The sequence below is a fragment of the Paracoccus sp. BR5-17 genome (assembly GCF_055693925.1).
In genome coordinates this window covers 26,048-53,019 of sequence record NZ_JBVFUV010000006.1, presented here as the reverse complement: position 1 = coordinate 53,019, position 26,972 = coordinate 26,048, and the positions used below count along the sequence as shown (strand labels likewise).

General features: G+C 65.8%; 22 protein-coding genes, 6 pseudogenes and 1 riboswitch. Of the genes and pseudogenes, 10 read left to right on the top strand and 18 right to left on the bottom strand.

The features are described 5' to 3' along the window. Positions 1 to 218 precede the first annotated feature (218 nt). A pseudogene (locus ACZ1HC_RS17115) lies at positions 219 to 670 on the top strand (transposase); the annotation flags it as partial. 383 nt (positions 671 to 1,053) lie between these two features. Here the strand turns inward: ACZ1HC_RS17115 and ACZ1HC_RS17110 are convergent. From ACZ1HC_RS17110 to ACZ1HC_RS17090, 5 genes and pseudogenes are all read right to left on the bottom strand, one after another. Beyond that, positions 1,054 to 1,797 (bottom strand): metallophosphoesterase, encoded by a 744-nt coding sequence (locus ACZ1HC_RS17110; RefSeq protein ID WP_472701158.1) that lies wholly within the window; start codon positions 1,795 to 1,797, stop codon positions 1,054 to 1,056. Positions 1,798 to 1,958: 161 nt separating this feature from the next. Then, positions 1,959 to 2,438 carry a DUF6634 family protein gene (locus ACZ1HC_RS17105; RefSeq protein ID WP_472701030.1) on the bottom strand — a complete coding sequence of 160 codons (480 nt, stop codon included), beginning with the start codon at positions 2,436 to 2,438 and terminating at the stop codon, positions 1,959 to 1,961. Positions 2,439 to 2,533: 95 nt separating this feature from the next. After that, on the bottom strand, positions 2,534 to 3,811 hold the full coding sequence (locus tag ACZ1HC_RS17100) for an AAA family ATPase (RefSeq protein WP_472701029.1): 1,278 nt from the start codon (positions 3,809 to 3,811) through the stop codon (positions 2,534 to 2,536). A gap of 896 nt (positions 3,812 to 4,707) precedes the next feature. Continuing rightward, positions 4,708 to 5,265: a hypothetical protein gene (locus tag ACZ1HC_RS17095; RefSeq protein WP_472701157.1), complete on the bottom strand. Its 558-nt coding sequence runs from the start codon at positions 5,263 to 5,265 to the stop codon at positions 4,708 to 4,710. A 5-nt stretch (positions 5,266 to 5,270) separates the two neighbouring features. Further along, positions 5,271 to 5,597, bottom strand: a pseudogene (locus ACZ1HC_RS17090) (transposase); the annotation flags it as partial. A gap of 688 nt (positions 5,598 to 6,285) precedes the next feature. On the opposite strand from ACZ1HC_RS17090, the gene ACZ1HC_RS17085 reads away from it, so the two are divergent. Further along, a complete protein-coding gene (locus ACZ1HC_RS17085) occupies positions 6,286 to 7,197 on the top strand; it encodes a DUF3320 domain-containing protein (protein WP_472701156.1) in 912 nt (303 codons plus the stop codon). 357 nt (positions 7,198 to 7,554) lie between these two features. Then, a pseudogene (locus ACZ1HC_RS17080) lies at positions 7,555 to 7,920 on the top strand (recombinase family protein); the annotation flags it as partial. A gap of 155 nt (positions 7,921 to 8,075) precedes the next feature. Here ACZ1HC_RS17080 and ACZ1HC_RS17075 read toward each other — a convergent pair. The 11 genes and pseudogenes from ACZ1HC_RS17075 to ACZ1HC_RS17025 form a co-directional block, all read right to left on the bottom strand. Beyond that, positions 8,076 to 8,462 (bottom strand): annotated as a pseudogene (locus ACZ1HC_RS17075) (ATP-binding cassette domain-containing protein); the annotation flags it as partial. After that, positions 8,459 to 9,154 (bottom strand): TenA family protein, encoded by a 696-nt coding sequence (locus ACZ1HC_RS17070; protein ID WP_472701155.1) that lies wholly within the window; start codon positions 9,152 to 9,154, stop codon positions 8,459 to 8,461. The gene ACZ1HC_RS17070 and the pseudogene ACZ1HC_RS17075, both read right to left, overlap by 4 nt. Further along, positions 9,151 to 10,104: an ABC transporter substrate-binding protein gene (locus tag ACZ1HC_RS17065; RefSeq protein ID WP_472701154.1), complete on the bottom strand. Its 954-nt coding sequence runs from the start codon at positions 10,102 to 10,104 to the stop codon at positions 9,151 to 9,153. Before ACZ1HC_RS17065 ends, ACZ1HC_RS17070 begins: the two co-directional genes overlap by 4 nt. A gap of 19 nt (positions 10,105 to 10,123) precedes the next feature. Further along, positions 10,124 to 11,056 carry a HesA/MoeB/ThiF family protein gene (locus ACZ1HC_RS17060; protein WP_472701153.1) on the bottom strand — a complete coding sequence of 311 codons (933 nt, stop codon included), beginning with the start codon at positions 11,054 to 11,056 and terminating at the stop codon, positions 10,124 to 10,126. After that, entirely contained in the window at positions 11,053 to 11,667 is a 615-nt protein-coding gene (locus tag ACZ1HC_RS17055; RefSeq protein ID WP_472701152.1) for a thiamine phosphate synthase, read from the bottom strand. The genes ACZ1HC_RS17060 and ACZ1HC_RS17055 overlap by 4 nt, the downstream gene beginning before the upstream one ends. Further along, complete coding sequence (locus ACZ1HC_RS17050) at positions 11,664 to 12,428, bottom strand: thiazole synthase (protein ID WP_472701151.1); 765 nt, start codon at positions 12,426 to 12,428, stop codon at positions 11,664 to 11,666. The genes ACZ1HC_RS17055 and ACZ1HC_RS17050 overlap by 4 nt, the downstream gene beginning before the upstream one ends. A gap of 1 nt (position 12,429) precedes the next feature. Then, the gene (thiS, locus tag ACZ1HC_RS17045) at positions 12,430 to 12,627 is read right to left on the bottom strand and encodes a sulfur carrier protein ThiS (RefSeq protein ID WP_472701150.1); all 198 of its coding nucleotides are present in this window, start codon (positions 12,625 to 12,627) and stop codon (positions 12,430 to 12,432) included. Beyond that, positions 12,605 to 13,609 (bottom strand): FAD-dependent oxidoreductase, encoded by a 1,005-nt coding sequence (locus ACZ1HC_RS17040; protein WP_472701149.1) that lies wholly within the window; start codon positions 13,607 to 13,609, stop codon positions 12,605 to 12,607. The genes thiS and ACZ1HC_RS17040 overlap by 23 nt, the downstream gene beginning before the upstream one ends. After that, positions 13,606 to 14,400 (bottom strand): bifunctional hydroxymethylpyrimidine kinase/phosphomethylpyrimidine kinase, encoded by a 795-nt coding sequence (gene thiD / locus ACZ1HC_RS17035; protein WP_472701148.1) that lies wholly within the window; start codon positions 14,398 to 14,400, stop codon positions 13,606 to 13,608. The genes ACZ1HC_RS17040 and thiD overlap by 4 nt, the downstream gene beginning before the upstream one ends. Before the next feature lie 55 nt (positions 14,401 to 14,455). Next, a riboswitch (TPP riboswitch) is annotated at positions 14,456 to 14,560 on the bottom strand. A 282-nt stretch (positions 14,561 to 14,842) separates the two neighbouring features. Next, positions 14,843 to 16,282, bottom strand: coding sequence for a transposase (locus tag ACZ1HC_RS17030; protein ID WP_472701147.1), 1,440 nt, complete (start codon positions 16,280 to 16,282; stop codon positions 14,843 to 14,845). A gap of 94 nt (positions 16,283 to 16,376) precedes the next feature. Beyond that, on the bottom strand, positions 16,377 to 17,696 hold the full coding sequence (locus tag ACZ1HC_RS17025) for a cation:proton antiporter (protein WP_472701146.1): 1,320 nt from the start codon (positions 17,694 to 17,696) through the stop codon (positions 16,377 to 16,379). 555 nt (positions 17,697 to 18,251) lie between these two features. Here ACZ1HC_RS17025 and ACZ1HC_RS17020 point away from each other — a divergent pair. Continuing rightward, positions 18,252 to 19,241 (top strand): recombinase family protein, encoded by a 990-nt coding sequence (locus tag ACZ1HC_RS17020; RefSeq protein ID WP_472701145.1) that lies wholly within the window; start codon positions 18,252 to 18,254, stop codon positions 19,239 to 19,241. Between the two features lie 80 nt (positions 19,242 to 19,321). On the opposite strand, the gene ACZ1HC_RS17015 is transcribed toward ACZ1HC_RS17020, so the two are convergent. Then, a complete protein-coding gene (locus tag ACZ1HC_RS17015) occupies positions 19,322 to 20,344 on the bottom strand; it encodes a RepB family plasmid replication initiator protein (RefSeq protein ID WP_472701144.1) in 1,023 nt (340 codons plus the stop codon). 586 nt (positions 20,345 to 20,930) lie between these two features. Between ACZ1HC_RS17015 and ACZ1HC_RS17010 the strand changes: the two are divergent. From ACZ1HC_RS17010 to ACZ1HC_RS16985, 6 genes and pseudogenes are all read left to right on the top strand, one after another. Beyond that, positions 20,931 to 21,314 (top strand): annotated as a pseudogene (locus ACZ1HC_RS17010) (AAA family ATPase); the annotation flags it as partial. Positions 21,315 to 21,417: 103 nt separating this feature from the next. Next, complete coding sequence (locus ACZ1HC_RS17005; protein WP_472701143.1) at positions 21,418 to 22,131, top strand: ParA family protein; 714 nt, start codon at positions 21,418 to 21,420, stop codon at positions 22,129 to 22,131. After that, on the top strand, positions 22,128 to 23,078 hold the full coding sequence (locus ACZ1HC_RS17000) for a ParB/RepB/Spo0J family partition protein (RefSeq protein ID WP_472701142.1): 951 nt from the start codon (positions 22,128 to 22,130) through the stop codon (positions 23,076 to 23,078). The genes ACZ1HC_RS17005 and ACZ1HC_RS17000 overlap by 4 nt, the downstream gene beginning before the upstream one ends. Positions 23,079 to 23,183: 105 nt before the next feature. Further along, the gene (locus tag ACZ1HC_RS16995) at positions 23,184 to 23,387 is read left to right on the top strand and encodes a hypothetical protein (protein ID WP_472701141.1); all 204 of its coding nucleotides are present in this window, start codon (positions 23,184 to 23,186) and stop codon (positions 23,385 to 23,387) included. 34 nt (positions 23,388 to 23,421) lie between these two features. After that, positions 23,422 to 23,819, top strand: a pseudogene (locus tag ACZ1HC_RS16990) (cyclase family protein). Positions 23,820 to 23,927: 108 nt separating this feature from the next. Continuing rightward, positions 23,928 to 24,860, top strand: coding sequence for an IS5 family transposase (locus tag ACZ1HC_RS16985; protein ID WP_472701140.1), 933 nt, complete (start codon positions 23,928 to 23,930; stop codon positions 24,858 to 24,860). Between the two features lie 430 nt (positions 24,861 to 25,290). Here the strand turns inward: ACZ1HC_RS16985 and tnpC are convergent, their stop codons facing one another. Next, positions 25,291 to 26,913 carry an IS66 family transposase gene (tnpC, locus tag ACZ1HC_RS16980; protein ID WP_472700844.1) on the bottom strand — a complete coding sequence of 541 codons (1,623 nt, stop codon included), beginning with the start codon at positions 26,911 to 26,913 and terminating at the stop codon, positions 25,291 to 25,293. Between the last annotated feature and the right edge of the window lie 59 nt (positions 26,914 to 26,972).

Below are 26,972 nucleotides of genomic sequence, written 5' to 3'. Positions count from 1 at the left end.
CTTCGCGCTGTTGGGACTGACGATAAATTCCGGCTGTGAAAACCGCTAGCGACACAGCTCGCTCGACGCTGCCAAACCTGTGGATAACGAGACAAAAGGGGAACATCAGGAGCCAGCCGCATCCATGCTCCATGAGCGATGGGGTGGAGGCCTCTCCTGGGCGGCATCGATGTGCCTTGGCGGCGGGTGTTGGAGCGCCGCTACGGAAGGGAGCGACCATGGAAGAGGTTCGTATCATCGGCCTGGATGTGGCCGAGAGCGTGCTTCAGGCGCATGGCGCTGCAGCTGGCGGGGCAGCGGTCTTCCGCCGCAGGCTGTCACGGGCGCGGCTGTTGAACTTCATGACCATACAGGCGCCTTGCATCGTGGCGATGGAAGCTTGCGCCAGTGCACATCAATGGGGCCGGGCTATCGGTGACCTCGCCCACGACGTGCGGCTGATCCCGCCAGCCGATGTGAAGCCTTCGTGACGCGGCAGCAGAACGATATAGCCGAGGCCGAGGCGATTGCGGAAGCGAGGTCGCGGCCGACGATGCGGTTTGTGGCGGTAAAGACCGAGGCCCAGCAGGCATCCGCGATCGCCTACCGGACCCAGAATGGTCTGGTTGGTCAACCCACGCAGACGATCAATGCCTTGCGCGGCCATCTTGCCGAGCGCGGTCTCGTGGCGCCGCCGGAGCCGCGCATGTCGGGCGCCTTGAGGCGCTCACGGGGCAGCTCATCGCACTGCGATGCCTCAGGAGAGGAAGGCACGCCGGACGCCTGAATGCCGCCGAAGGGAGGCCCTGCCTGTTACGCTGTTACGCCCTGTTTCAGGGTCTGTAACAGACAACGCATTGAAAATAAATGATGTTACAGTGTTACGCCAAAAAAACGGCCCGAGTGTCTTCCTGTGCGGGCGTGCGTGCGTGGGCGCGTGGGTGCGCGCACGTACTAGTATATATATATTCAGAACATGTAACAATGAAACACTCGCCCTATTCTTCAACGAAATCAATATCTTGATCTGTTACAGTTTCCGTTACAGCCTGTAACCTCTGTAACACTATGATTTCAAAAGAAACGCCTGTTACAGCGGCGCAGGAAATCGCCCTCTGGGGCTGTGGGACAGGCTCCCTGGCCGGTTTTACAGTGGTGACTAGAGGATTTTTGTGCCTCCCGGGTGTCGTCCAGTTCCCCCATGCCTGCCCGATGGCATAGGCCGGCAGCGCAAGCTTGGCCCGGTTCGGTCAGGGCCCTTGTCCCTGGAATGTCCCGGCCATCAGGGGCCAGGTGGTCTCCCCTCGCCTGCGTGAGCCAATCCAGATGGTCTTGGTGCACGGCCAGAGTGTCTTCGGGGCGGATCGGGCCTTTGGCGACGTCAGCGCTTTTGCGGATGCGGATGTAGTCGGGCATGACCATCCGGGCGCGGTGCATGGCCTCCGGGCGATCCCCGGTGAGGGCAAAATCGGTCCACAGCGTGCAGCAGAGCAGCCGGACCGCTCCGATGTCGATGACCTGCTTCTGTGCCAGATGGGCCCCGGCCGTCCGGGCAATCTCAGCCAGCCGGTGGTCGCCACCGTGCAAATACAGGTTCCACAGATCGTGATTGCCGGGCACGATCCAGACACGGTCCAGGTCGATCAGCCGGCCGAGGCGCGCCAGGCAGCGCGGCCATTGATAGCCAGGATTATTGCTCAGATCGCCAGCGACGATCAGCGCGTCGAGGTGGGACAGCACCGGGGCGATAGGGGCGAGCGGATCGCGCCCGTCGCGCATCCAGGCGTCGAGGTGCAGGTCAGCGACGACGAGGATCATGGGTGGTGTTCCTTCACGGTCTTGGGGCATGGGGCAGGCCGCCTCGGCGGCGGCGGCTGGCACAGGACACGGCGGTCAGGGCGGTCTTTGGCTGGGGTGCCGGTCATTGCCGGAGCGCGGGCAGGGCAGGCTCTGGCCCGCCCCGCCGCCGCGCTATCGGCTCAGTGTCTCGCCGCTCGCTCGGCCGCGATGGTGTCGCGGTGGGCGCGCAATCGGTCCCTGTGGGACGCGAGCAGACGATCGAGCAAGGCGCGATTGCTGACAGGCAGACATCTCAGGCGCGCGGCGTCGGCCGCCAGCCGGGCCCTGTCGCCGCACGCCGGCTGTCTGCATTCTGGCGCCTCGGGACCGGCTGCAGGCTGGCCGATCCCCCGGCCCAGCCGATACCAGCGGCTGGAGGTCCGCGCCCACTGGCCGTCGGGGTCGAGAGCGATGAGGCGCGCGGTGGTGATCCATCGCGCCCCCAGGATCGGGTGGCCGTTGACATGGCCCCACAGCAGCGGCTCGGCCGCGAGGGTCAGGATCGGGTGCCAGGGGCTCAGCGTCGGGGCGGTGGCCAGGTCTTCGGGCGTCGGGCCGGACCGGGCTTCGTCAGTGGCGGCGAGGATCTGCTCAAGCCAGGGAACGGCATCGGTAATCATGAAGATCTCCAGAAGCGGGGGTCGTGAGAAAGGAAGGCTTGCCGGGATGCACTGCGGAGGCCGCGGTGTCCGGCCTCATGGGGTTTCTGGCGTCCTCATGCGGTTGCGCTGTCATCGTCGGGCGCCAGAGGGTCATCGGCGCGACCCGGTTCGCTCCCGCCCGCGGGAAGCCCGTGGCGCACGTGCTCGAGCCAGGGGCGGATGGCCTCGGCCTCCATCTCGCGCGCCGCGAGGAGCGCGTGCGCCATGCCCTCCAGGATGTCCCTGTTGTCGGCAAGGATGGCGCGGGCCCGTGCCTCGGCGGCCTCCAGATCGTGGCGGACCTGACGGCGCAGGGCCGGATCGAGCAGCAAAGCCTTTTCCGCGTCCTCGAGCCAGACCGGTCCGTAAGCCCCCAGGCCATGGCGGGTGTGGATGCTCGCGGCCAGTGCGGTAGCCTGGGCCAGGTCGGACGTTCTGCCGCCGCCCGCGCCCGTCGAGACGGTGCCCAGCACCACGGCCTCGGCAGCGCGCCCGGCGAGAAGCTGAGCCATCTCATCGCGCAGGCGCGACAGGGAGACCGATCCTGGGATAGGGTCGACAAAGGTCATGCCACCGCCCCGTCGCCCCAGCCGGATGCGATGCACCGGCCCGAGGCGCAGCGCCGCGCAGACGAGCGCATGCCCGCACTCGTGCAGGGACACGCCCCAGGCATCGTGGTCATCACATGCCGGGGCGAGGACAGCGCGCAGATCGGCGGGCAGAAGATCCCGCCCGTGCACCCGGGCGTCCGTGCGCGCCTGGCGGATGGCGGCGTCGACTTCCGCTGCGCTGAGACCCACGGCTGAGCGGGCCAGCTCCAGCAGGTCCGCCTCAGCCCAATCCGGCAGATGGTGACGCAGGATGCCGTGCAGCGCGGCGCTGTCGGGCTGCGGCATTGCCACCGTCCGGTCGATCCGACCGGGGCGGAGGACCGCCGGATCGATCGCATCGGGGTCATTGCAGGTGGCGATGACAATGACCCCCTCGTGCTGCGCGATGCTGTCGAGTTCGGTGAGGCAGGCGTTGACGACCTGGCGGCGGTAGGACGCGTTCTGACTGCCGCGATCTTCGCGTGAGCCCACAGAGTCGACCTCGTCGATGACGAGAAGGGCGGGTGCCTTGGCGCGGGCCTCGGCAAAGCTTTTGCGCATCTCGCGCAGCATGTCGCCGAGATGCCCCGCCGCCTGCCATTGGCCGAAGGTCGCCGCGATGACCGGCATGCCGGCGGTGTGGGCAATGGCCCGCGCCAGCCACGTTTTTCCACTGCCTGGCGGACCGTAGAGAAGGAGCGAGCGCGACAACTCGTTCCAGCGGATCTGCCCCGCCCGCCATGCCTGCAGGTCCGCCGCCATCTGGCGGGCCGCGACCAGGGCCGGGGCGTCTCCCGTGAAGTCGTCCAGGTTGGGCGTGCCGGTCGCAAGGGGTGCAGCGGGAGGGCGTGCCGGGGAGGGAGCCGGTGCCGCCGGTTCTGCGGCCCTCGCCAGGCGCGCGACGACTCCCTCATCTGCAGCGCCGCCACCACGTCGCGGCGGTATTCGCGCTGAGCATAATCACTCATCCGGCCGTCCGACAGCGCGGGCCGGATCACCACCAGATCCGGCTCCCCGGTCGCGATTTGGGAATTCGAGGCGATCGTGCAGGATAGCGGCAGGACGAACTCGAGCAGACTGCGGGTGTCCTCCAGATCCTCGCCGGGAATGCCATCGAGGAGGGTCAGCGCACCTGGCGACAGCAGCCGATCGATGGCGTCCGCGCCGCCCAGGGTTGCTGCCAGGCGGACGAGCAGCAGGAGGTGATGACGGGGAACCGACACGGGCACCGGCGGCAGCGGAACCGATCTGTCGCTCCCGGAGGCGCCGGACGTGGTGCCGGCCTTCGTTCCCGTTCGCCGGGACCGGGCAGGCGCCGTTTCTGCCGGCGCGCGCTCCTCGCCCCCGGCGGCGGCCCGGGAGCCATGGGTGGCGGAGTCCGCGCCATGACGGCCGGACTCCGCGGCCAGGAAGCGGATCACAGCGGTCTGCGCGAGTTCCCACCAAGCAGGATAGAAAGGGCTGGAAGAGCGGGGCGGAACAGGGGGCATCGGGTGTCTCCGGAACGAGGGAAGGCGGCGCCCCGGAGGGGTTCCGGGAGGCGGCATGGACGCGGGTGCGCGCGGCTCGGGTGGCAGAGGGACGGGTGAAGCAGGATGGGTCCGGTCCGGGAGCCATCCCGCCATTCCCCGTGACGCTCCCGTTCCGGTCGGAGGAGCCTATTCCGGGTCGGAGGGTAAGGAGTCGTCCGCCGCGGAAGGGGGCAAGCTGCTGGCCAGGGCAGGGTCGTCCGCCGCGGGGCGGGCAGGCGCCTGGCTCTGCTCAAGGCGCCGCCGCAGGCGCTTGAGACGGCGTTTCTCGCGGCGCCGGACCCGCCGCTTGAGGCGGACCTCGATCCTGTCCAGAAGCGCCATGATCAAGCCTTCGATGCTTGCGTCATAGAGCTCGGAGACCACCTTCACCTCATTCGCGAATTCCACGCGGTCGAGCACAGCCTCCGGATGTTGCTGCCGGAGGGTGGTGTGCAGGCGCTTCTCGAGGATCATGGCCTCCTGGCCGGTCGGCACCGCGATGGTGCGGATCAGCCGTGCGTTCTGATCTTTCTCGGTGATCAGTTGATAACGCAGGCGCGAGACGGGATCGCGCGAGAAACCGGCCTTGATCGCGTCCCGACCGGATCTCAGGCCGAAGCGCATCATGTAAAGGAAACTCTGGTCCCCGGTCCAGCCTTCGCTGCAGCCGCCGCAGGTAAACCGCCCGGTCGTCATATTCGCCAAGGCGACCGGCTGGACATGGCCGCAGTCGTGCGGTGCGCTTTCAGGTAGGTCGCATCGATCATGATGGTCTTCTGCTCGGCACCCTCGGAGGCCAGTCCTTCCATCATCCTGGCGAAGACTCCCATGTCGCCCCACCGCTTCCATCGGTTGTAGAGCGTCTTCGGAGGTCCATATTCACGCGGCGCATCGCACCATCTCAACCCATTACGATTGATGAAGATTATGCCGCTCAAGACCCGACGATCATCAACCCGCGGCTTGCCATGACTCCTCGGAAAGAACGGCTTCAAACGCTCCATCTGCTCGTCGGTCAGCCAGAAAAGATTGCTCATCATTGCCCCCATCAGTTCGGGAGCGTGAATCACGCAGCCAAGGCGACCGCAAGCCGATTAATGGGTCCTGACCCTAGGATTGGCATTTCTGAGCAGGCCAGCAGACCGGTTATCCTGTCTCTTAGCATATTTCCTTTCGGGGCAGTGCCACTGCAAAGACCTTCCTCTCGGTTGCTTAGACAAGCTTTTTCTGCCGATTCTTGGGCGAATTCATCGAGAAAAGATCAAGCGGCTGACCCGACCCGACCGGCCAGTGTGAACCGCAAAGACGTGCGAAAACACGATGATTGCCGACCAAGCCTGCGTCACCGAGCGGGATAATATGGAAAAGCGGGGCGGACCGGAAGGCTATCTCGCGTCTGAGCAGGGATCTTGCGTGGATGAAGCCGTTCAGGGGCTTTGCGAAAACTCGGCGTGAACCTGCCATCCATCTGACCGGCAGATGCTCCGGATGCCACTACCGGTAGAACCACCCGGATGACCTTGCCCTCTTCGCCCGACCAGCCAGACCCGGGCCGATGGTGTCTGGTCGGGGACTACCCTGTTGCCGATCGTTTCCCTGATGCAGCCTGCCCGATCCTGAACAATCCAAGATCGCCATGGAAACCTGTGGACAAGCCGTTGTCAAAAAAACGGACTGCCTCGATTCTATCCCCGAAGACCTGCACATCATCCGGAACGCGATCCCATGACCCATGCCGATGCCGCTTTCAAAAGGCTGTCCAAAAAGCAGAAGGATGAGCTCGCCCGGCAATCCCTGGCCAAGACCTATGCGAAGAAGGAGCAGAACCAGCGGGCTCGCGTGGCCAGGAAGATCAAGGGCGAGGTGCGCATCGAACGCTGGGTTCCGCGCGATCAGGTGGAGGAGGTCCGCCAGCTGCTGTCGCTCCATGCCGATGCCCGCAAGCACGGAGATGTTTTGTGGATCCGCGTCGCGCCTTCGCCGGACGGGCAGCACAGTGGCCTTGTCATCGATGATACAAGCCCGCTGATCCGGCAGTATCCCATGAGCATGACAGAGCCGGATGAGAGGCTGGGGACGCATTCTGGGACAGCCAGCCTCCGAGACCTGTTCCACATGCCCAGCTACAAGTCCGAGTTGAAACATCTGATTGCCGAGATCGTCGCGGCCGAGGGGCCGCTGCCCCTCGACGTTCTGGAACTCAAAATGGCAAGACGGCACGGCTACAGCTCAAGGGGCACCAGGATCGTGGATCGGATCGGAGCATGCCTCGACGGGGTCGAGCTGCATGCCGAGCCTCAGATCAACGACCCGGCGCGAACTTTCGTCTGGTCCAGAGGAACATTCGGCCCGCGCGCGCCTTGGCGTGGCAGGCGTGACCGCGACTTGGCCGACATCTCGCGCCATGAATGGGCCGATCTCCTCGACCGCCACGCCGTCGAGTTAGAAGATGCAGACGATCCGGTAAGGGCGGCTGCCGCGCTCGCCGGAGTGAAATCCCTTGTGGAGCCGACCCGCAGGCTTCTAACGGCATACCGGGAGTGGTGGCAGGCCAATCCCTCGATCATCGACCGTCAGGACCAGAGCCAGCTTGCGGCCGATGGACAGGACGAGCGTGTCGTCCTCCCGGACGGCTGATGCCGCCAGGAGAGTTCTATCAAACATATCGGTAGTCTGGCCTCGACCGAGTGAAGGCGGGATCGTTTCGGTCATCGATGCTCTGCAGGCCTCAAGGAAATAAAGGGGCCGTCTTCCGCAGCATCAGCGCTCGTAGACCGGCATTCCCAGCCTCATGACCACAATCCACAGGTTTCGACGGCCGGCGCACTCGCTTTGCGTGCCGGAACGCTTATCATGCTCGTCGTATCTGTAGCGATCTCCCGGTCCAGAAGGACGAACCGACACTTCCGCAGCGCTCATCGCCTGCGGCCGAAAGAGCTGTGGCCATGGCCGTACCGTCCGAACACCGGCCGCGTCCGCGACCATTAGTCCGATATGTTTTGCAGTGAAGGAGCGTCCAGTGTTACAGATCCCACCATGACGCCTATCCTGATCGGCTACGCCCGCTGCTCCACCGATAAGCAGGACCTCACTGCGCAGGCGGCGATCCTCACCGGATTGGGTGTCGCGCCCGAGCGCATCTACACTGACCATGGCTTCACCGGCACGAACCGCGCACGGCCTGGCCTCGATCAGGCGCTGGCGGCCCTGCGCCCGGGCGACACGCTGCTGGTGCCCAAGCTCGACCGGCTGGCCCGCTCCGTTCCCGATGCCCGCGAGATCGCGGACGGGCTGGCCGTGCGCGGGGTCCGGCTCCAGCTCGGCGCGACTGTCCATGATCCGACCGATCCGATGGGCAAGCTGTTCTTCAATATTCTCGCCACCTTCGCCGAGTTCGAGGCTGACCTGATCCGCATGTCCCCGATCGGCAGACGCAACCGTGCGTCCAGTGCCGAGAAGGGCTCATCCAGAAGCACAAGCGCCCGGTCCTCAGCCAGCGTGCGGGCAAGGGCCACCCGCTGGCGCTGCCCGCCCGAGAGGTTCGCCGGCAGGCGCTCTTCCAGCCCTTCCAGCCCGACCGCGGCGATCAGCGCGGCGGTCGTGGCGGGGTCTGCCGGCTGGCCCCGCAGCCGCGCCCCCAGCCCGACGTTCTGCGCCACGGTCAGCCATGGAAACAGCCCCGCGTCCTGCCCCATCAGCGCTGCCGGCAGTGTTTCGACCCGGCCCCGGAACGCGACGCCCGTGGCAAGTCCTGCCAGCAGCCGCAGCAGCGTGGATTTGCCCACGCCCGAGGCGCCCAGAAGGCAGGTCACGCGCCCCGGCGGCAGGGTCAGGTCGAGCGGGGCGAACAGTCCCGGCGCCTCGCCCGCGACGCGAACCGGCCCCGTGGGGGCCGGCTTCATGCCCGGCCGAGGCCCCAGAAGCCGACCTCGAGCCGGGTTGCGGTGGCGAAGCGCGCCGAGAGCTCGCCCCATCGCGGTAAGGCTTCGGGCGCATCGCCAAGTCGGCGCGCGACCGCGCCGTCGATCAGCGCGCCGACCTCGCGGCAGGTCGCCTGGAACGCGTCGCCCGCGTAGGTGTCGATCCAGTCCCGATAGGGTGTGTCCGACGCCGCCTCGCGCGCGAGCCTTAGCCCGATCTCGCCATAGCCCAGCACGCAGGGCGCAAGGGCGGCGAGGAGGTCCAGGAAATCCCCTGAATAGCCCGCCTCCAGCACATAGCGCGTATAGGCGAGGTTCTCGGACGCTTCCTTCGTGGCCTCCAAGGCGGCCGCGTCGATCCCCTCAGCCGCGCATATGCCCAGGTGCAAGGCCATTTCACCATCCACCAGAGCGTGGACCGTTGCCGAGCAGGCCCGCATCTCTTCCAGCGTCGAAGACTTGACGACCCCCAGCGCCCAGGCGCGGCTGAAATGGATGAGGAAGCGATAATCCTGCACGAGATAGGTCAGGAAAGCCGTGCGGGGCAGCGTCCCGTCGCGCAGCCCTTCGACAAAGGGGTGATGCGTGTAGTCTTGCCATGTGCCGCCGCAGGCGTCGCGCCATGCGGTGAAGCACAGGCCATAGTCGGGAGCATTGGGCAGGGCGGCGCTCATTCCGCAGCCTCCAGGTCCATCGCCAGTTGCGCGACCGGCAGAACATCGGGGACGAGGCCCGCCTCGTGCAGGAACGCCTCGAACCGCGCATAGCGGCCGTCGTGGTCCAGCGCCGCGGGAGAGGTGGCGAAACGGCCGAAGGTGTCGTCCCAGGCAGCCGTGTTCAGCGGATCCGCGAGATCCGGGGCATGGCCCGCGAAAAGCGCCTTCGCCTCCGCCGGGTGGTTCAGCATGTATTGCGCGGCCCGTTCCACCGCGCCGAGGAAGCGGCTGACGCGGTCGCGGTCGAGGCTGTCGCGATTGGCCACGAAGATCAGCTCGTCATAGGCGGGCAGGCCTTCCTCCTCGACGAAGAAGCACCTGCCCTCGCCGCCCGCGAGCCTCATCTGCGTCAGCTCGAAATTACGAAAACCGCCGATGGTTGCATCCACCTGACCCGACAGCAGCGCGGGGGTGAGCGACCAGTTGACGTTCACCATCTCGACATCGCCTTGGTTCAGCCCGGCACGCTTCAGCAGCGCCGTAACGACCGCCTGCTCGACCCCCGCGACCGAGAAGCCGACCTTCCTGCCCTTGAGGTCGCTGACAGACCCGACCGGCCCATCCGCCATCACCATCAGGCAGTTCAGCGGCATTCCGACCAGCGTGCCGACGCGCACCAGTGGCAGCCCCTCATGAACTTGCAGGTGCAGTTGCGGCTGGTAGCTAACTGCCAGATCCGCCTTTCCGGCCGCGACCAGCTTCGGCGGATCGGTGGGATCGGCGGGGGACACGATCTCGACGTCGAGGCCCGCATCGGTGAAGAATCCTTTCTCCTCAGCAAGCACGATCGGGGCGTGGTCGGGGTTCACGAACCAGTCCAGCATCAGCGTCAGCTTGTCGGCAGCCAGCGCCGGGCTGGCGGCCATCAGCAGCGCAGCCGTGCAGGCGCTGCGAAACAGCAAGGTCATCTCGTCTCTCCAGTAGCGATCAGGGCGATCTCGTTGGGGTAAAGCGCGGCGGTCGCGCGGGCAGCACGCCAGGCACGCAGGCCGCTGCGACAGGCGAAGACGGCGCGGGTGCCGGCGGGCGGGGCGGGGGGCGCGTCCGGGTCCCCCGCAATGCATCGGCCGTGACCGGAACGGGGGCTTCGTCCGTCCCGCGCAGGTCCACGACCCAGTCGCCGGGGCCAATTGCGGCCGGGTCGATGAAGCGAAAGCCCCCTTGGGGCTCGGGCGCGCCGTCGAAGCGGAAGCCGCCCCAGCGCAGCCCCGGCGCGAGCGTCACCAACTGGCCCAGCGGCGAAGGCGTCAGCCCCAGCAGCACGGCCAGCGCCATCTGGGCCTGCAGGGTGCCGAGCATGCCGACGACCGGCCCCATGATGCCCGCTGTGGCGCAGGTCGCGGCGCGGTCGGGAAGGTCGGGGAACAGCGCCCGCAGGCTCGGCGCGCCGCCGCAGAAGCCGCCTGCATAGCCGCCCGTCCCCAGCGCCGAGGCGGTAACCAGCGGAACCCCCGCCGCGAGGCAGGCGTCCGAGAGAATGTAGCTGACCGCGAAATTATCGGCGCAATCGAGGACGACCCGCGCACCGGCGACGAGAGCGTGCGCATTGGCAGGGGTCAGTGGCTCCGCCAGCGCGGTGACGCTGATGCCGTCGTCGAGGGCGGCAACGAAAGCCTTCGCGGACTGCGCCTTGCCCCAGCCGACCCGGCCCGCATGGATCGGCTGGCGATGCAGGTTCGAGGTCTCGACGACGTCCGGATCGAGGATCGTCATGGACCCGACCCCGGCCCCGGCCAGATACATGATCGCGGGCGAGCCCAGGCCGCCCGCACCGACGATCAGGACATGCGCGCGCGCCAGCCGCGCCTGGCCCTGCGCGCCGATTTCGGGAAGGGCGAGCTGGCGGGCGTGGCGGCTCATGGGACGCCTCCGTTGCCGGCCGTCGCCGCAAGCCATTCCCCCATCCGGGCCTCGGGGTCGGGGTTCAGGGTGATGTCCGTCACGGCCGAGGCCACGTCGGCACCCGCAGCCAGCGCCGCCCGGCCGCGCTCCGGGGTTAGCCCGCCGATCGCGACCAGCGGCAGATCGCCAGCCCTCTGCTTCCACTCGGCAAGGCGCTCCAGACCTTGCGGCGCCCAGGGCATCTTCTTCAGGATAGTGGGCCAGACCGGCCCCAGCGCGATATAGTCGGGCGCGACGGACAGGGCACGGTCCAGTTCCGCCTCGTCATGCGTCGAGACGCCGAGCTTCAGCCCCGTGCGGCGGATCGCGGCAAGATCGGCGCCGTCCAGATCCTCCTGCCCCAGATGCAGCCAGTCGCAGCCGAGGTCGATGGCGAGCCGCCAGTGGTCGTTGACGACCAGCAGCGCGCCCGCCTGCCGCGCCATGTCGCGGGTGCGCGCGATCTCGGCGCGGGTCTGGTTCTCGGGGCGATCCTTGATCCTGAGCTGGATCATCCGGGCACCGGCGGCGAGGCCGCGGGCCACCCAGGCGGCGCTGTCGAAGATCGGATAGAAGCGCGGCAGGGTCATGACAAAAAGGCCTTGCCGATCACCGGCGTCGAGGGCGTCGCCATCTCGCGCGGCTCGATGGGATCGGCGCGATAGGCCGCCTGCCCCGCCGCGGCCGCCTGCGCCATGGCGCAGGCCATCGCCACGGGATCGCCCGCCTTCGCCACGGCCGTGTTCAGCAGCACCGCGTCGAAGCCCAGCTCCATCGCCGCGGCCGCATGGCTGGGCAGCCCCAGCCCGGCATCGATGACCAGCGGCACATCGGGAAACGCGGCGCGCAGCGCCTCCAGCCCTTGAGGGTTGTTCAGCCCCAGCCCCGAGCCGATCGGTGCGCCCCAGGGCATCAGCACCTCGCATCCCGCGGCAAGCAGCCGGTCGCAGACAGACAGATCCTCGGTGCAGTAGGGAAAGACCTTGAAGCCTTGGGCGGTGAGTTCCCGGGCGGCCTCGACCAGCCCGAAGACCTCCGGCGACAGCAGGTCGGCATGGCCGATCACCTCCAGCTTGATCCAGTCGGTCCCGAGCAGCTCGCGCGCCATCTGCGCCGTCGTCACCGCCTCCCTGACCGAATGGCAGCCGGCCGTATTGGGCAGGAGCGGCACCCCGAGACCCTCGATCAGCCGCAGGAAGTCCTGCCCGCCGCCGGCTTCGCGGCGCAGGGATACCGTCGCAATGCCGGCCCCGGAGGCGCGGAACGCCTCCGCGAGGATGCTCGGACTGGGGTATTGCGCGGTGCCTAGCATCAGGGGCGACGCGATCTCGACGCCATAGAAGACCGGCATCTCAGCCGCCCTGCATCGGCGCGACGATTTCCAGCGCGTCGCCCGGGGACAGCGGGGTCGTCGCCCGTATCGCCGTCGGAACGAAGTTGCCGTTCAGCGCCGTCGCCACTCGTGCATCGGCGAACCCTTCAGCCGCAAGCGCCTCGGCGACCGTGGTCGCCGTCAGCTCGCGCGCCTTACCGTTGATCGTCAGTTTCATGCCAGAACTCCGGTTTCTCTCCAGTGTCGATGTGATCGGCGAGTTGCATGGCAACCGCCGGGGCGAGCAGGTAGCCGTGCCGATAGAGGCCGTTGGCGTAGAGGCGATCGCCCGCCCGGCCGATCCGCGGCAGGTTGTCGGGGAATGCCGGCCGGGCGTCGGCGCCCAGCTCCAGGATCTCGGCCTCGCCGAAGCCGGGATGCAGGGCATAGGCGGCGCTGAGCAGCTCCAGCACCGAGCGCGCGGTCACCGCGCCGCGCCGGTCGCTCTCGATCATCGTGGCGCCCAGCATGTAGATCCCGTCGCCGCGTGGGACGAGGTAGATCGGCGCCCGCGGATGCAGCAGCCGCACCGGCCGCCCCAGCGTGACGCCGGGGCAGCGCAGCACCAGCATCTCGCCCCGGACCCCGCGCAGGTCGGGCAGGATGTCGCGGGCGGAAAGCCCGCGGCAGTCGATGATCCGGCCGGGATCATCGGGCAGGTCGGCAACCAGCGTGATCCCTTGGTCGCCAAGGCGCGCCAGCAGCCCGCCTAGCGCGGCGCGCGGGTTCAGATGCGCTTCGCCCGGAAAGAACAGCGCCCGGTCGAAGCGGCCGGCGAGGTCCCCCTCCATCCCGGCCAGCCGGTTGCCGTCGATGTCCTCATAGCCTGCGGTGCGGCGGGCAAAGCGATCAAGCTCGCGCCGGTCGCGGCCGAGTGTCAGGACCAGCGTCCCCTTGCGGGCGACGCCGCCGGCACGACGGTCCCACCAGCCGATGGCGGTCCGGCCATGCCGCAGCACCGGCTCCTCGGCATTCTCGAACTCGCACCAGGGCGCGAGCATGCCGCCCGCCCACCACGAGCAGCCATGCCCGCTCGGGCCGAGCGCCGGGTCCACCAGGGCCACCCGGTGGCCACGCTCCGCCAGCTCGGTCGCTGCGGCGAGGCCCATGACCCCGGCGCCCAGCACCGTGAGAGCTTGCCCATCCGCGCCGTTGGTCACGCCGTCCACCAGTCATGGAAATGATGCACCGGCCCATGGCCGGTCCCCACGCCCAGCCCGTCTGCGGCAAGGATCGCGCCATGCAGCCACGCATGCGCGCGGGCTGTGGCCTCCGGCACGCTCATCCCTTGGGCGAGGCCCGCCGCGATGGCCGAGGATAGGGTGCAGCCAGTGCCATGGGTGTTCCTGGTTCCGATGCGCGGTGCGGTGAAGTCGCGATGCTCCGGCCCGATCAGCCGGTCGGTGCAGTCCGCGCCCTCGGCATGGCCGCCCTTCATCAGCACCCAGGCGGGTCCCATCGCCCGCAGCGCCTCGCCCTGTTCCACGGTCGCAGATGCGTCAGTCGCGATCTCGCCGGACAGAAGCCGCGCCGCCTCCGGCAGGTTCGGCGTCAGAACGGCGGCGAGCGGCATCAGCCGATCCCTCAAGGCAGCGACGGCCTCGTCCTCGATCAGGCGGTCGCCCGACTTGGCGACCATCACCGGATCAAGGACGATCGGCGCCGCGCAGCCCGCCAGCGCGTCTGCCACGGCAAGCGTCGCGGCGGCGGACCCCAGCATCCCGATCTTGACCGCCGCCACGTCCAGATCATCCAGGACGGCTTCGATCTGGGCGCGGATCATGTCGGGCGAGACCCCCTCGACGCGGATGACGGCGCGGGTGTTCTGGGCGGTGATCGCGGTCAGCGCGCTCGCCCCATAGACGCCGAGCGCCGAGAAGGTCTTGAGGTCCGCCTGGATCCCGGCCCCACCGCCGCTGTCGGACCCTGCGATGGTCAGCGCGATCGCCATGTTTCCCTCCATACCGAGGGTCATGCGCGTATCGAGGACGGGGAAGCCGCATCAGATTGCGGCGTTGCCCGTTCCCTTCGCCGGCATGACCCGGATCAGGTTCGATGGGTGCTGTGCCTGGCACATCTCAGCCCCGAGCGGGGCGCCCCAACGAGCGTATGGCGTGAGTGTAAAGGCTGCGGTGGGGAGTGCAAGTGGTGTGGCTGGACTGGTTCGGCAACCGGCAACCGACACCTGCTTTTCCTCCTCAATAGCGGCGTGTCCATCGCAGAATCCCGCCCATCCTTGAAATGACGGCTTCAGCGTCATCTTCGGAGAGGTGGTTAAGTCGCATGTAGCACTCCCGTGATCGGTACCACTTAGCGCTGGAGGAACGTGCCAAGGCCGATGACAGTCACACCGCTTTCTCCCGGGCTCACGGCGCTGCCTTCTGTCGCAGAAGTCAGGAGTTCAGCGATGTGACTGGCGGCGCTGCGGAGGCTATGCAGGCCAAGGACGTCCTTGGCCTGCGACCGAGCCGTGCCGGCAGAGTAGGCGTCCTTGGGCGCCGTCGAACCATGCCAGCAGGCCGTGCGAGCAGTAGCAGGTTCAGCACTGCGGCTCCGATCAGGAACTCCTCTTCGGCGCCGCGCAGGCCGCGCAGATGCAGCCGGGCCAAACCGCGCCTGGCCTTGGCATCCGCAAACAGCCGCTCGACGCCCCGTCGCAGCCGCATCGACCGTTTGAAGAGCGCCGTCCCCATTTCGGCGCGGACCAGATCGCGTGCCTCCTCATCCACCATCCGCGACACGGTCCGGACAGGCCTGTCCGTGCAAGCTTCATGGAGCGGACAGCCTTGGCAATCGGACAGCCGTGCCCGGTAGCTATGGAACCCGCGGCGCGCATCGCCTCCTTTGTGTGTCAATTTTTTGCCGGCGGGGCAGATGTAGCGGTCGCGCTCTGCATCGTAGGTGAAGGCCTGACGGGTGAGCTTGCCCTTGGTCTGTCCCGAGCGCTCCAGCACGGGGATGTGGGGGAGCACACCCTGGTCGCGCACGTAAGCCAGAAAGGTGGCGCTGCCGTAGGCGCCATCGGCGGCGACGCGCTTCGGGCGGTAGCCGAACCGATCAAGGACGTACGCCAGCATGGCGCGTCCGGCGTCCACCTCCGCGGCGAACCGAGCGGGACTGGCCTGTACGTCGAGCGCGACTCCGCCCGGGGTGTCGATCAGGAGGTTGAGCGCGTAGCCGAACCGTCCCCGCGCCGTGCGCGCCGACCATGCAGCAGCCGGATCGGTGCGCGACAACTCTGCTGGCGGCCCTCGCTTTCGCCCGGTTTCCGCTGGGCTCACCGCCGCCTCGTCGGTCAACCACTCCCGCACCGGCCGTGTCAGGGATTGCGCATCAGGGGCCAGGTCGCCCTCGCGCATCTTCCGTTGCCAGCTTGCGTCTGCAGCAACGAACGAGGCGTCGATCGCCGCATCTTTGGCAGCCACCAGGCCAGCCGCGATGCACCGCCGGACGGTGGCCTCGAACAGCGCCCGGAACACGCCCGCATCGCGGAAGCGGCCGTGGCGGTTCTTGGAGAAGGTGGAGTGGTGGGGGACGGCCGCGTCGGGCGCAAGGCGGCAGAACCAGCGATAGGCGAGGTTGTAGCGCACCTCCTCGCAGAGCCGACGCTCGGAGGGGATGGCGTACAGTCGCCCGATCAGAGCCATGCGGATCAAAAGCTCGGGGTCCACCGATGGACGGCCGCGCCGGCTGTAATGAGGAGCAAGCAGCGCGCGCAGTTCGCCCATGTCGAGCAAGCGGTCAATCCGGCGCAGGAGGTGGTCGCGCGGCAGCATCGCATCGAGCGCCCGCCGGCCGGAGCCGGTTCTCCTGGCTGTCACAGAGCCCATCATGGCGGTACCTCTCGGACCAGTCGTGTCGGAGGTTCAACGCTTCAGGCGACCGTTGCGACTTTTTCAACAGCCTCACTCGTTGCTCTGATCCGGATCAACCCGTTTTTTGCGACGCGTCTTCCCCTGCCGCAGGGCCTTGCAGACCCGGCGGCGGGACGCCTTCCGCGTCGGGGTTGCGGCCGTGGCTGCGGTCCAGAAGGCGCATCAGCGGCGTGACGGTCAGGCCGTGCAGGAAGACCGAGATCGCCACCACCAGGCCGACGATGGCCCACAGGCGGTCTGCCCCGTCAATCTCCATGCTGTTGAGGCCATAGGCCAGATAATAGAACGATCCCACGCCCCGGATGCCGAAAAAGGCGATCGTCAGCTTTTCGCTCCAGGTGGCCTTCAGCCCTGCCAGGCCGATCAGGCCCGTAATCGGCCTGATCACCAGCAGGATCAACAGGGCCGCGACGATGTCCGTCCAGACCAGGGCACCCAGCAACCCCTTTGCGAGGGCACCGCCGAACAACAGCAGCAGGACCATCATTGCCAGACGCTCGACCTGTTCGGTGACATCGTGCATCTCGCGGTGGAAGTCATGAGAGCGGTGGGCATGGCGAAAGGCCAATGCGGTTACGAAGACCGCCAGGAACCCGTATGAATGGATCATCTCGGTCAGGCCATAGGAGATGAAGGTGGCCGCCAGGGCGATCAGGCCGTCGCCTGTCTGCGCCAGCTTGGTCTCCGCCGGGATCCGGAACGTCAGCCAGCCGAAGGCACGGCCGACCAGGTATCCCCCGACCACGCCGGCGCCGATTTCCCACAGGACATGATAGCCCAGCCATCCGGCCGCCCATGGCTCTCCGGTGCTGGTTGCCGCCAGCACGATTGCCAGGTTGACGAAGGGAAAGGCCGCCCCGTCGTTCAGGCCCGCTTCCGCAGTCAGGCCAAAGCGTACCTCGTCCTCCTCGCCGCCCTTCGGCGGGCCCACCTGAACATCGGCAGCCAGCACCGGATCGGTGGGCGCCAGGACTGCTGCCAGCAGCAGCGCGACGATCCACGGCAGCCCGGCCACCGTGGCGAACAGGACCGTGATGGCCAGGATGCCCAGAGGCATCGTCACAAGGATAAGCCGCCACGCGACCTGCCAGCGGCGTATCCCGAACACCCGGTCAAGCTTCAGACCCGCACCCATCAGGGCTATGATGACCACGAATTCCGTGAACCGCTCGGCAATGTCTGGATAGGCCAGGGGCGAGGGATCAAGCCTCGCCTGCGGCAGCGAAAACAGCGCCGCCCCCAAGGCGATGCAGACAATGGGCAGCGACAAGGGCAGCTGCTTCAACGCCAAGGGTAGCCACGCCACCAGGGCGATCAGAAATCCTGCCCCGGTCAGGACCAGAATGTAGGGATCGGGGTGAAACCATGCCATCATGCCCGTCAACGCGGCAAAGGGCGTTTCGGCTGACCCCCGAAGTCTGAAAAGGCGAAAAAATTTATGCTAGCCGCGTCCGGGTTCTGGAGGATGACCCTCGCCATACAAGTCAGGTCATGGCGGCAGTGCCGGGTTGGAAGCAGTGCCGGCACTGCGCGCGACTTTGCGGACCGCTGAACTGGTTCCCGATTCAATCACAATCAACTGCGAATGCACCTCGACGACTTCATTGCAGCCCATCTCTTGGCCTTTTCAAAATTGACAAGACAACACATTAATTTCTATTGTCCGCTTTTTCTTGGGTGAATGCGGATTACTACTGGGACTATTGAAGCAGGACGGTTTCCTGGAAATAGCTCCGTCTGACAAAAGCGATGTTCGAGCGTAAATCGATACGAGGAGGAATGCAGACAGTGTCAGCGCAAGGAAGGCTGTATCTTCCATGGCCTAATCTGGAAGATCCGTTTATTGGAAACGTTCCTAAACGACCGTTTCCTCGCGCATTCCAAAAGTGTATAAACTCTTGCCCTGTTTTGTTCGGAGCCTTGTTCTATGCTTCCCATCGGCTATGCCCGCGTCTCTACCGGCGAACAGACGCTCGATCCCCAGCGGATGGAGCTGCGCGCCGCTGGCTGCACGACCATCCACGAGGAGCACGCGTCGGGCGCGGACCGCACCCGCCCTGCGCTGTCCCGGCTTCTGGCGACGATCCGTCCCGGCGAGACGCTGGTGGTGGTCCGCCTGGACCGTCTGGCGCGCTCGTTGTCGCATCTTTTGCAGGTCATCGAGACGCTGGAGGCCAAGGTTGCGCATTTCCGGTCGCTGGGCGATCCCGTCGACACGACCACGGCACAGGGCAAGTTCAGCCTGCAGGTCATGGGGGCCGTTGCCGAACTGGAGCGTGCGCTGATCCGGGAGCGAACCAAGGCGGGGCTGCGGGCGGCGCGCGCCAAGGGGCGGGTCGGCGGCAATCCTGCCCTGAAAGCCGGCGACCGCGAGGCGATCTGCAAGCTGCGTGCTGCCCGAGATGAAACCTATTTCCAGAAGCTGGAGGTCTCGGCCGAGGCCTGGCTGCCTCTCGTGCGCCGCCACCGGCCCGCCATGGGCTGGGACGAACTGACCCGGCTTCTGGGCACACGGACGGGTCAGCCTTGGACGGTCGAGCGGCTGAAGCGCGCGGCCCGCCGCTATGTCCGCGACGGGCTGCTGCCTGCCCGCTGTTTCTTGGATTCGGCAACCAGCACGTCGCCGTTCGGCAACACTTCGATCCAGCGGGGATGGCTGAAGTTTGAGGCGAAGGCATTGACCTTGAGGCCGGGGGCTGCGGACGGCAGATGGCCAGGGATCCAGCCCTTTGCCGTTGGCATTTTCAGAGTCATGATGCCCTGGCTTTTCGCCTTGGGAATGGCAGGCGCCGTGCCAATGGCCTGCATCCAGGGCGCCCCGAACCGCCGCAGCGCCACCATGGCGCCCCCGACAATCGCCGTCGCTTGTGCCAGAAAGTCTATCTCCTTGCCCCATGTCCCAGATGGCACGCCATGACAGGGATCAAAGCAGCCAAACGCAAAGCCAGCAACGGCGTTCGGCTTGCCGTTTCCAAAAAATTGCCAATTGGCAATTTTTCAGATCGGATTCTTTTCGGCATAGCTGCGCAGGAACGCCAGAAAGGCGCGGTCCGGGTCTTTCGGAGGCTCTTTCGACAGGCTCCATCTGCGCCATTCGCCTTCTATGAAATAGATGTCATAGCCGGGATGGCGCAGGCGCGCGGTCTCGTAAGTCGCCGTCTGCAGGGCGGGACCATGATTTTCCAACCAGGCGGGCCGAGGCCGCGTCCCCTGCCCCGCAACCACCCGTTCAGCGCGCCCCTCGGCCTTTGCCCGGCGACCCACCTTGGAAAACTGCAGCGCCCGGTCGGCTGCCCCGCCGGCATCCCCGTCCTTGCGCCACCAACGCATCTCGACATGCGTCACGGCCCGCCCCGTCTTGATCGGCGATATCTCAACCATGAAATCCGACAGCGCGTTGACCTCGGCGACCGCCGGGTCGATGGCGCGCAGCTTCAGGTTGGACCAGGACGACAGCTTGCCTTTCGGCACGCCCATGATGCCGCGAAGCGAATCGAGCGTGAACCGTTCCGAGGCTTTCCATCGAAGATTGCCCCGCTTCTGCACCATCTCGTAGAGCGTCAGGGCATACTTGGACGACAAGGCGAACATCACCTCGCGTTGCAGGCGGGCAAAGACCTGGCTGTTGCGGATGATCTTTCGCAGGCGCGCGGGAATCTCGTATTCCAGCAGCCCGTCGTTCCGGCTGCTTTCAAGGTTCCCGCCAAGAAGCTGGACGCGTTCGATCGCCGGTTCGCCTTCCCATGTCACCGCGACCTTGACGATCGCGGACATCAGCCGTTCCAAGCTTTCGCCGACGCGGTCGTTCGAATTGTGGCTGCCGCGCAGGACGGACTTGGCGATGACATGGGTCACGGGCTTGTCGATGGCATCCCAGGCATTTTCCAGAAGCTGATTATAGATCCGTCGGTCGTTCAGGGTAAGCGGCGTCACCTCGACAAGGTCGACAAGTTCGCCCGGCTTGACCAGACTGTCGGCATTGGGCCGGGCTTCAACAGTTCGAATCGATGCGTCCGCCACGCTTCACCTACGTCTGGAGTCTTACTTTTGTATCGTTTCAAGCGTAATTTTTCAAGCACGATACTGATCAAGGTAGATGCGCTACCCGAAAAGTAAGCCAATCCCTTGGGCCGCCCTCTCGGGTGATTCTGCAACCTTCTGCTTTTCCTGCATAAATTCTGCCCTTTGTCCGGTTTGGCAAGTACATCCAAAATGTAAGGTCTGCACGGCACCCGGCCTGTAAGGGCAACCCCCCGACTCGTAAGGAAAACCATCCCCGGATGTAACCGACATGATCCCGATATGTAAGTTTACTCGAGGAAAATCGTTCCTGGTCAGCCTTTTATGAGCAGCGAATCTGAATCAGATGAATCCGAATGAAGGGGATGTTCATTTTGTCCACAGGATCCTGGCAAGCTTGGCGGGCGACGGCTTACAAAATGGGGCCGAACGTCGCCGCCACACCCGAAGATGCCGAGAAGATTCTGATCCCCTTCCATCCGATCCCGAACTATCGGTCCTGGGGAGTCTTGCGCTTGAAAACCGAACTTTACGATTTCGCGTCTTTCCGACATAGTCCCCGCGACCCAGCAGCAAAGTCGCAAGAATGAATCACGCCCTTCCCCCCGTCACCCTGGATGAGCTTGCCGTCCTCAGTCAGCGTGCATCGACGGTGATCGAACGGTTGCGCGAGAGAGTGTTTTCCCCCGGCACACAGAAGCAACTGGACCTGCTTTTCAACGTTCGAACGGCGGCCGAGATGGTTGGCCGATCCGAGAAGGCGATCCGGGATGCCGAAGCCGATGGCCGACTGCCCGAACCGGCCAAGGACGAAACCACCAACCGCCGCCATGGATACAGCCTGGCCGAGGTGAACCGGATGCGCGAGGCCTTCGGCACCCTTCCGCACCGCGAACCGGACGATCCCCCGCTGATCATGGCGGTGCAGAACTTCAAGGGCGGGGTGGGCAAGACGACCCTGGTGGTGCATCTGGCTCAGTATTTCGCGCTGCGCGGTTATCGCGTCTGTATCATGAGACTGCGATTCGCAGGCGTCCACCACGGCCGTCTTCGGGCTGAACCCGGATGTCGACGTGGACGAGGAGGAGGATACCCTTTATCCCTTCCTACAACATGGCGGGCCGAAATCGCTGCATTACGCGTTGCGGGCAACCTATTGGCCGGGAATCGCGCTGATCCCTGCAAATCTTGGGCTTTACGACGCGGAATATGAATTCGCGGCCCGCATGGCGCGCGATCCGGCCTTCATCCTCGACCGCCTGAGGGACGGGGTTGCGTCCATCGCCGATCAGTTCGACATCATCCTGATGGATCCGCCGCCCGCCTTGGGGATGCTGTCGCTGTCGGTGCTGCGTGCGGCCAATGCCTTGCTGATCCCGGCGCCGCCCAACAACATCGACTTCGCCTCGACGGCGCATTTCCTGAAGATGATGGAATCCACGCTGGCCGAACTGGCGCGGCATGGCGGGGCGCGGGAATACAGCTTCGTGAAGATCCTGACATCGAAGATGAACGACCAGAAGTCGGCGCATCAGGCCATCAAGCGCATGATGGACGCCGTGTTTCCCCAGGACATGCTGAACGTGTCGCTGAAGGATTCCGCCGAAATCGACAACGCCACGGCCAACCTGATGACGGTCTATGAATTGACCGGTCCCGCCACCCGGACCGAGACGCATAAACGCTGCCGGGCCTATCTGGACGCGGTCGGACGAGAGGTCGAGCTTCTGATCAGGAAGACCTGGCCGAGCCATCACCGCCAGCTGCGCAAGGAGGGCCTATTGTGAGCAAGCGGCACGATGCGATCTTCGACGATGTCCTGAAGGATCTGCCCGCGCCGGCGGCCCCCGACCGCGGCGGGGCGAGGTTCCTGAAGCGGACGAACGCGCTGTCGGAAAGCGGCGAGCGCGAGGAAAAGGTGCTGCGATGGGTCGATCCCGCAAGTTGCGTGATGTGGACCCGCCATAACCGCGCCTATGATCTGCTGACCGAGGAAAATTGCCGCGACCTGATCGACAGCCTCAAGTCCCAGGGGCAGCAGGAATTTCCGGCGATCGTCCGTAGGCTGCCAGCGGGGCAGGGGGCGGAATACGAGGTCATTTGCGGCGCCCGTCGGCATTTCGCTGTAAGCTGGCTGCGGGCCAACAACTATCCCCAGTTCCGCTATCTGATCGAGGTCCGTGATCTGACCGACGAGGAAGCGTTCCGGCTTGCCGATATCGAGAACCGGGACAGGGCCGATCTCAGCGATTACGAACGGGCCTGCGACTATCTTCAGGCGCTTGGCGCCTATTACGGGGGCAAGCAGAAGACCATGGCCGCCCGTCTCGAGGTGTCTGAGGCATGGCTGTCGCGATACCTGCATCTTGCGCGTCTTCCCAAGGTCATCCTTGCGGCCTGGCCCCGCGTCACCGAAATCCGCGAATTGCACGCCCGGCAGTTGCGCGTGTTGCTGCACGACGGCGAGGACAAGGTCATGGCCGAGGCCGAAAGGATCGCGGCCGAACAGGCGAAGGCGCGCGCAGGGCAGGGGGCCTATGTCACCGTTCCGAAGGTTCTGTCGCGCCTGAAGGCGGCGGTCCACGGGCCTGCATCGCCGACCGAAAATCCGGCACGGGGCGTCACCGTCGAAAAGCGCGGCAACAGGGTTCGGATCGAGTTCCCGGACAGCATCGACCCGGCCGAACTTCGCGCGGCACTGGACGGATATCTTTCGGGCAGGACAGGGAACTGAAAATTGCCAATTGGCAATTTCGGGAAAACAGGTCTGGAACCAGGTCGCGGTCGGTCATCGCCGTTCCCTCGGGCCGGGCTTGACAGGTTGGACGGCGGGTTCTCCATGGGAAGAACCATCATGGAGAACCCGCCGATGTGCACCACATGCCTGATCGAGGACGTCAAGAGACACATGCTTTCGCGCCGCGGTCTTTTCACGACGGCGGCGGCCACGGCGGCGATGGGTGCGGCTGCAGGCGTGCTGAGCGCGCGACCGGCCCTGGCGCAGGCGACCGGGCGGGTCATGGACCTGGACCCATGCCTATGACGGCGACTTTCCGACCTTCGACCGCAAGCTCGGCATTCTCTACGAGGCCGACAAGAACTTCGAACCCGACGGCTATCACCTGTTCAAGTTGACGATCTTTGAACACACTGGCACACATATCGACGCCCCGCTGCATTTTTCCCAAGGCGGCACCTTGGTCGATGCGCTGCCGGTCGAAAGGCTGATCGCCCCCTTTGCGTCCTGGACATCTCGGCCAAGGCCGCCGAAGACCGAAGCGCCATCGTCGAGCCGGACGACATCGAGGCGTGGCTGTCCACCTATAGCAAGATCCCGGCGGGGGCCTGCTTGGCCAGAAACTTGGGATGGACGGCCAGGAGGGGCGATCCGTCTTGGCGGAACGGGCGGGCTGAGAACGGCGGTGAGAAATTAGGCCACGGAAGCGGCGGCATGGAGCTGCTGCGGGCGTCGTAAAAGTCGTCCACCCTTTCCCTTTCTGCGGCAGCAGGGAGGGCGCGAGGCTCTGTTGCACAAATCCCGTGAGGGATTCATTTCGTGAATCCAGCGTGGTAGCTGGTCTGCATGAGCAGACCCACGTCCCCCGCCTACAGAACCAGGAACTGGCCGGCCTATAACGAAGCGCTCAAGCGCCGGGGCTCGCTGGCGATCTGGTTCGACCCCGAGATGAGCTGGGATGGCGCGCCGACAGGCAGGCGTGGCCGTCAGCAGGCTTACAGCGATGCCGCCATCCAGACGTGCCTTTCGATGAAGGTGCTGTTCGGCATGGCCTTGCGGCAGACGACGGGCTTCGTCGAAAGCCTGTTGCGGCTGGTCGGCCTCGACTGGACCGTGCCCGACTTCAGCACACTCAGTCGCCGTCAGAAAACCCTGGCCGTCAACATCCCCTACCGTGGGTCGAAGGGCCCGCTGCACCTGCTGATCGACAGCACCGGGATCAAGGTGGAGGGCGAAGGCGAGTGGCACGCCCGCAAGCACAACGGCGCCAAACGACGGGTCTGGCGCAAGATCCACATCGGGATCGACGAGGAAACACTGGAGATCCGCGCCGTCGAGATCACCGGGAGCCACGTCGGCGACGCTCCGATCCTACCCGAGCTTCTCAACCAAATCCCGGAGGACCAGGACATCGGCAGCGTCACGGCAGATGGCGCCTATGACACACGCAGATGCCACGATGCCATTGCCGACCGCGGCGCCCACGCTGTTATCCCGCCCCGCAAGAATGCGAAGCCTTGGAAGACAGTCACTGCCGGAGCCATGGCCCGAAACGAGGCCCTGCGGGCATCGAAATACCTTGGCCGCGCACTGTGGCGACGATGGAGTGGATACCACCGCCGGAGCCGCGTCGAAACAAAGATGCACTGCGTGAAACTGCTGGGCCAGCGGCTTATGGCACGGGACTTCGACCGTCAGGTTGCCGAACTCCAGGTCCGCATAGCCGTCCTCAACGGCTACACCGCGCTCGGCATCCCCGTCACAGAGGCCGTGGGATAAGTCTGTCCGGGGAAAGGGGAACCTCGGTCGTCAGGTGATTTGCGCAACATGTGTAACCGCCCCAAGCGCAAGAGAGATTTTCTGAACTGGTCTTGGCGCGTCATCGGGTGCTGACATGTGTCCGGCCTCATGATGCGGCGTTCCACATGCCGCAGGGCCCGTATGGTGTTCGAAGGTCGGGTCCAGATCAAAGCCGCGTGCTCATAGGCACTCTGTTGCGCACTGGTTCTCCCGATCCCGTCTCACGACTGTTGCGCCAAACTGCTCCTTGCCCTCTTCCGCTCCGACGTCCTCGCGATCTGCGGCGGCTTACGCCGCTGCGGTCGGAGACTGGTAGATGCCACCTCGAGCCATCAGGGCCCAGACGATCCGCGCCATCTTGTTCGCCAACGCCACCCGCACCAGCGTAAGCATCCGGCGTAGGCGGCGGTCATGCAGCGAGTTGGCGCTCCGATGGCTGCCACGTCCATGGCAGAAGGTCCTGCACGCGTGAAGCCGTTGTGTTGGGGAGCTTGGCAAGGACGTCGGCGAGCCAAGCCTGCGGGTCGATGCCGTTCATCTTGGCGGTGACGATCAGAGAATACATGAAGGCGGCGCGGTCTGGGCCGCGCTCGGATCCAGCGAAGAGCCAGGACTTCCGTCCCAGCGCGATACCGCGCAGTGCGCGCTCGGCCGCGTTGTTTGTCAGGCAGACGCGCCCATCCTCGAGGAAGAGCGTGAAGGCGTCCCATCGGTTCTTCTTGAACATGTAGGCGATCGCCTTGGCGACGGGGTTGTGCTTCGACATGGTTCCCTGTTCGGCCCGCATCCAGTCGTGCAGCTCCTCGACCAGGGGGCGGACCAGCCGGTGCCGGGCGTCGAGCCGGCTGGCGATGTCCAGACCGTTGATCTGACGCTCGATATCGAAGATGGCGTCGATCTTCTTCACGGCTTCCAGCGCGACAGGCGATATGTCGTGCGCGGGCTTCTTCTGACGGGCATTTTCCTTGATGTCGGCGAGCTCGAAGAGCTTCCGTCGGGCATGGCTCCAGCACAGGGCGCTCAGCACGGCCCCCGGATCACGATCACCGCGATAGAGGTCGTTGTAGCCACCATAGGCATCGGCCTGGAGAACGCCCTGCCACCCCGCAAGATGCCGGTTCGGATGCGCCATCTCCCTGTCGCGCGAGAAGTGGAACAGCGCGGCCGGTGGCGCGCCGCCGCCAAAGGGCCGGTCGTCGCGGACATAGGTCCAGAGCCGCGCTGTCTGCGTCCCTCCCTTCGCGAGGAGGGGGACCGTTGTGTCGTCGCCGTGGAGGCGCTCGGCCGCCAGAACATGGTTCCGGATCAGGGCGTGGATCGGTGCCAGAGCCGCGGTGCAGGCCCCGACCTGGTCGGCCAGCGTCGAGAGGCTGAGATCGACGCCTTCCTTTGCATAGCGTTCTGCCTGTCGGTTGAGCGGCTGATGCTGACCGAACTTCTCGAACAGAACCATCGCCAGCAGGTTCGGTCCAGCCCATCCCCGCGGCGCGGGATGGAAGGGCGCCGGCGGCTGGCTGATCTTCTCGCAGGCCCGGCAGGTGAACTTCTCACGCACCGTCTGGATCACCTTCCACTGACGCGGGATGACCTCGAGCGTCTCGGTAATGTCCTCACCCATCTTCACGATACGGTCCGAGCCACAGCAGGAGCACGCTGTCGGTGCCTCGATCACCACCCGCTCGCGCGGCAGATGGTCCGGGAACGGCTTGCGCACCGGGCGGCGACGCTCGAACCCGGCGACCGCCGTGGTCTTCGCCTTCCCGGCGGCAATCTCGTCCTCGGTGGCGGCGGCCTCGAGTTCCTCGAGCTGCAGCTCCATCTGGTCGATCAGGCGGGCGCGGCGCTCGGCGCTATGGCCGTAGTGGTCGCGCCGGAGCCTGGCGATCTCCAGCTTGAGGTGTTTGATCATCGCTTCCGAGGTGGAGACCACCGCCCGGGCCTGCGCCAGTTCGCTCTCGGCGGCCTCGGCACGGGCTTGCGACGCCGCAAGTGCGGCACGCAGTCGGGCAATCTCGGAAGCGGTATCGGACATGCCCGAAGCATACCTCGAGCTGGCGAAACGCCCAACAAAATATGGGCTTTCGCAAACTA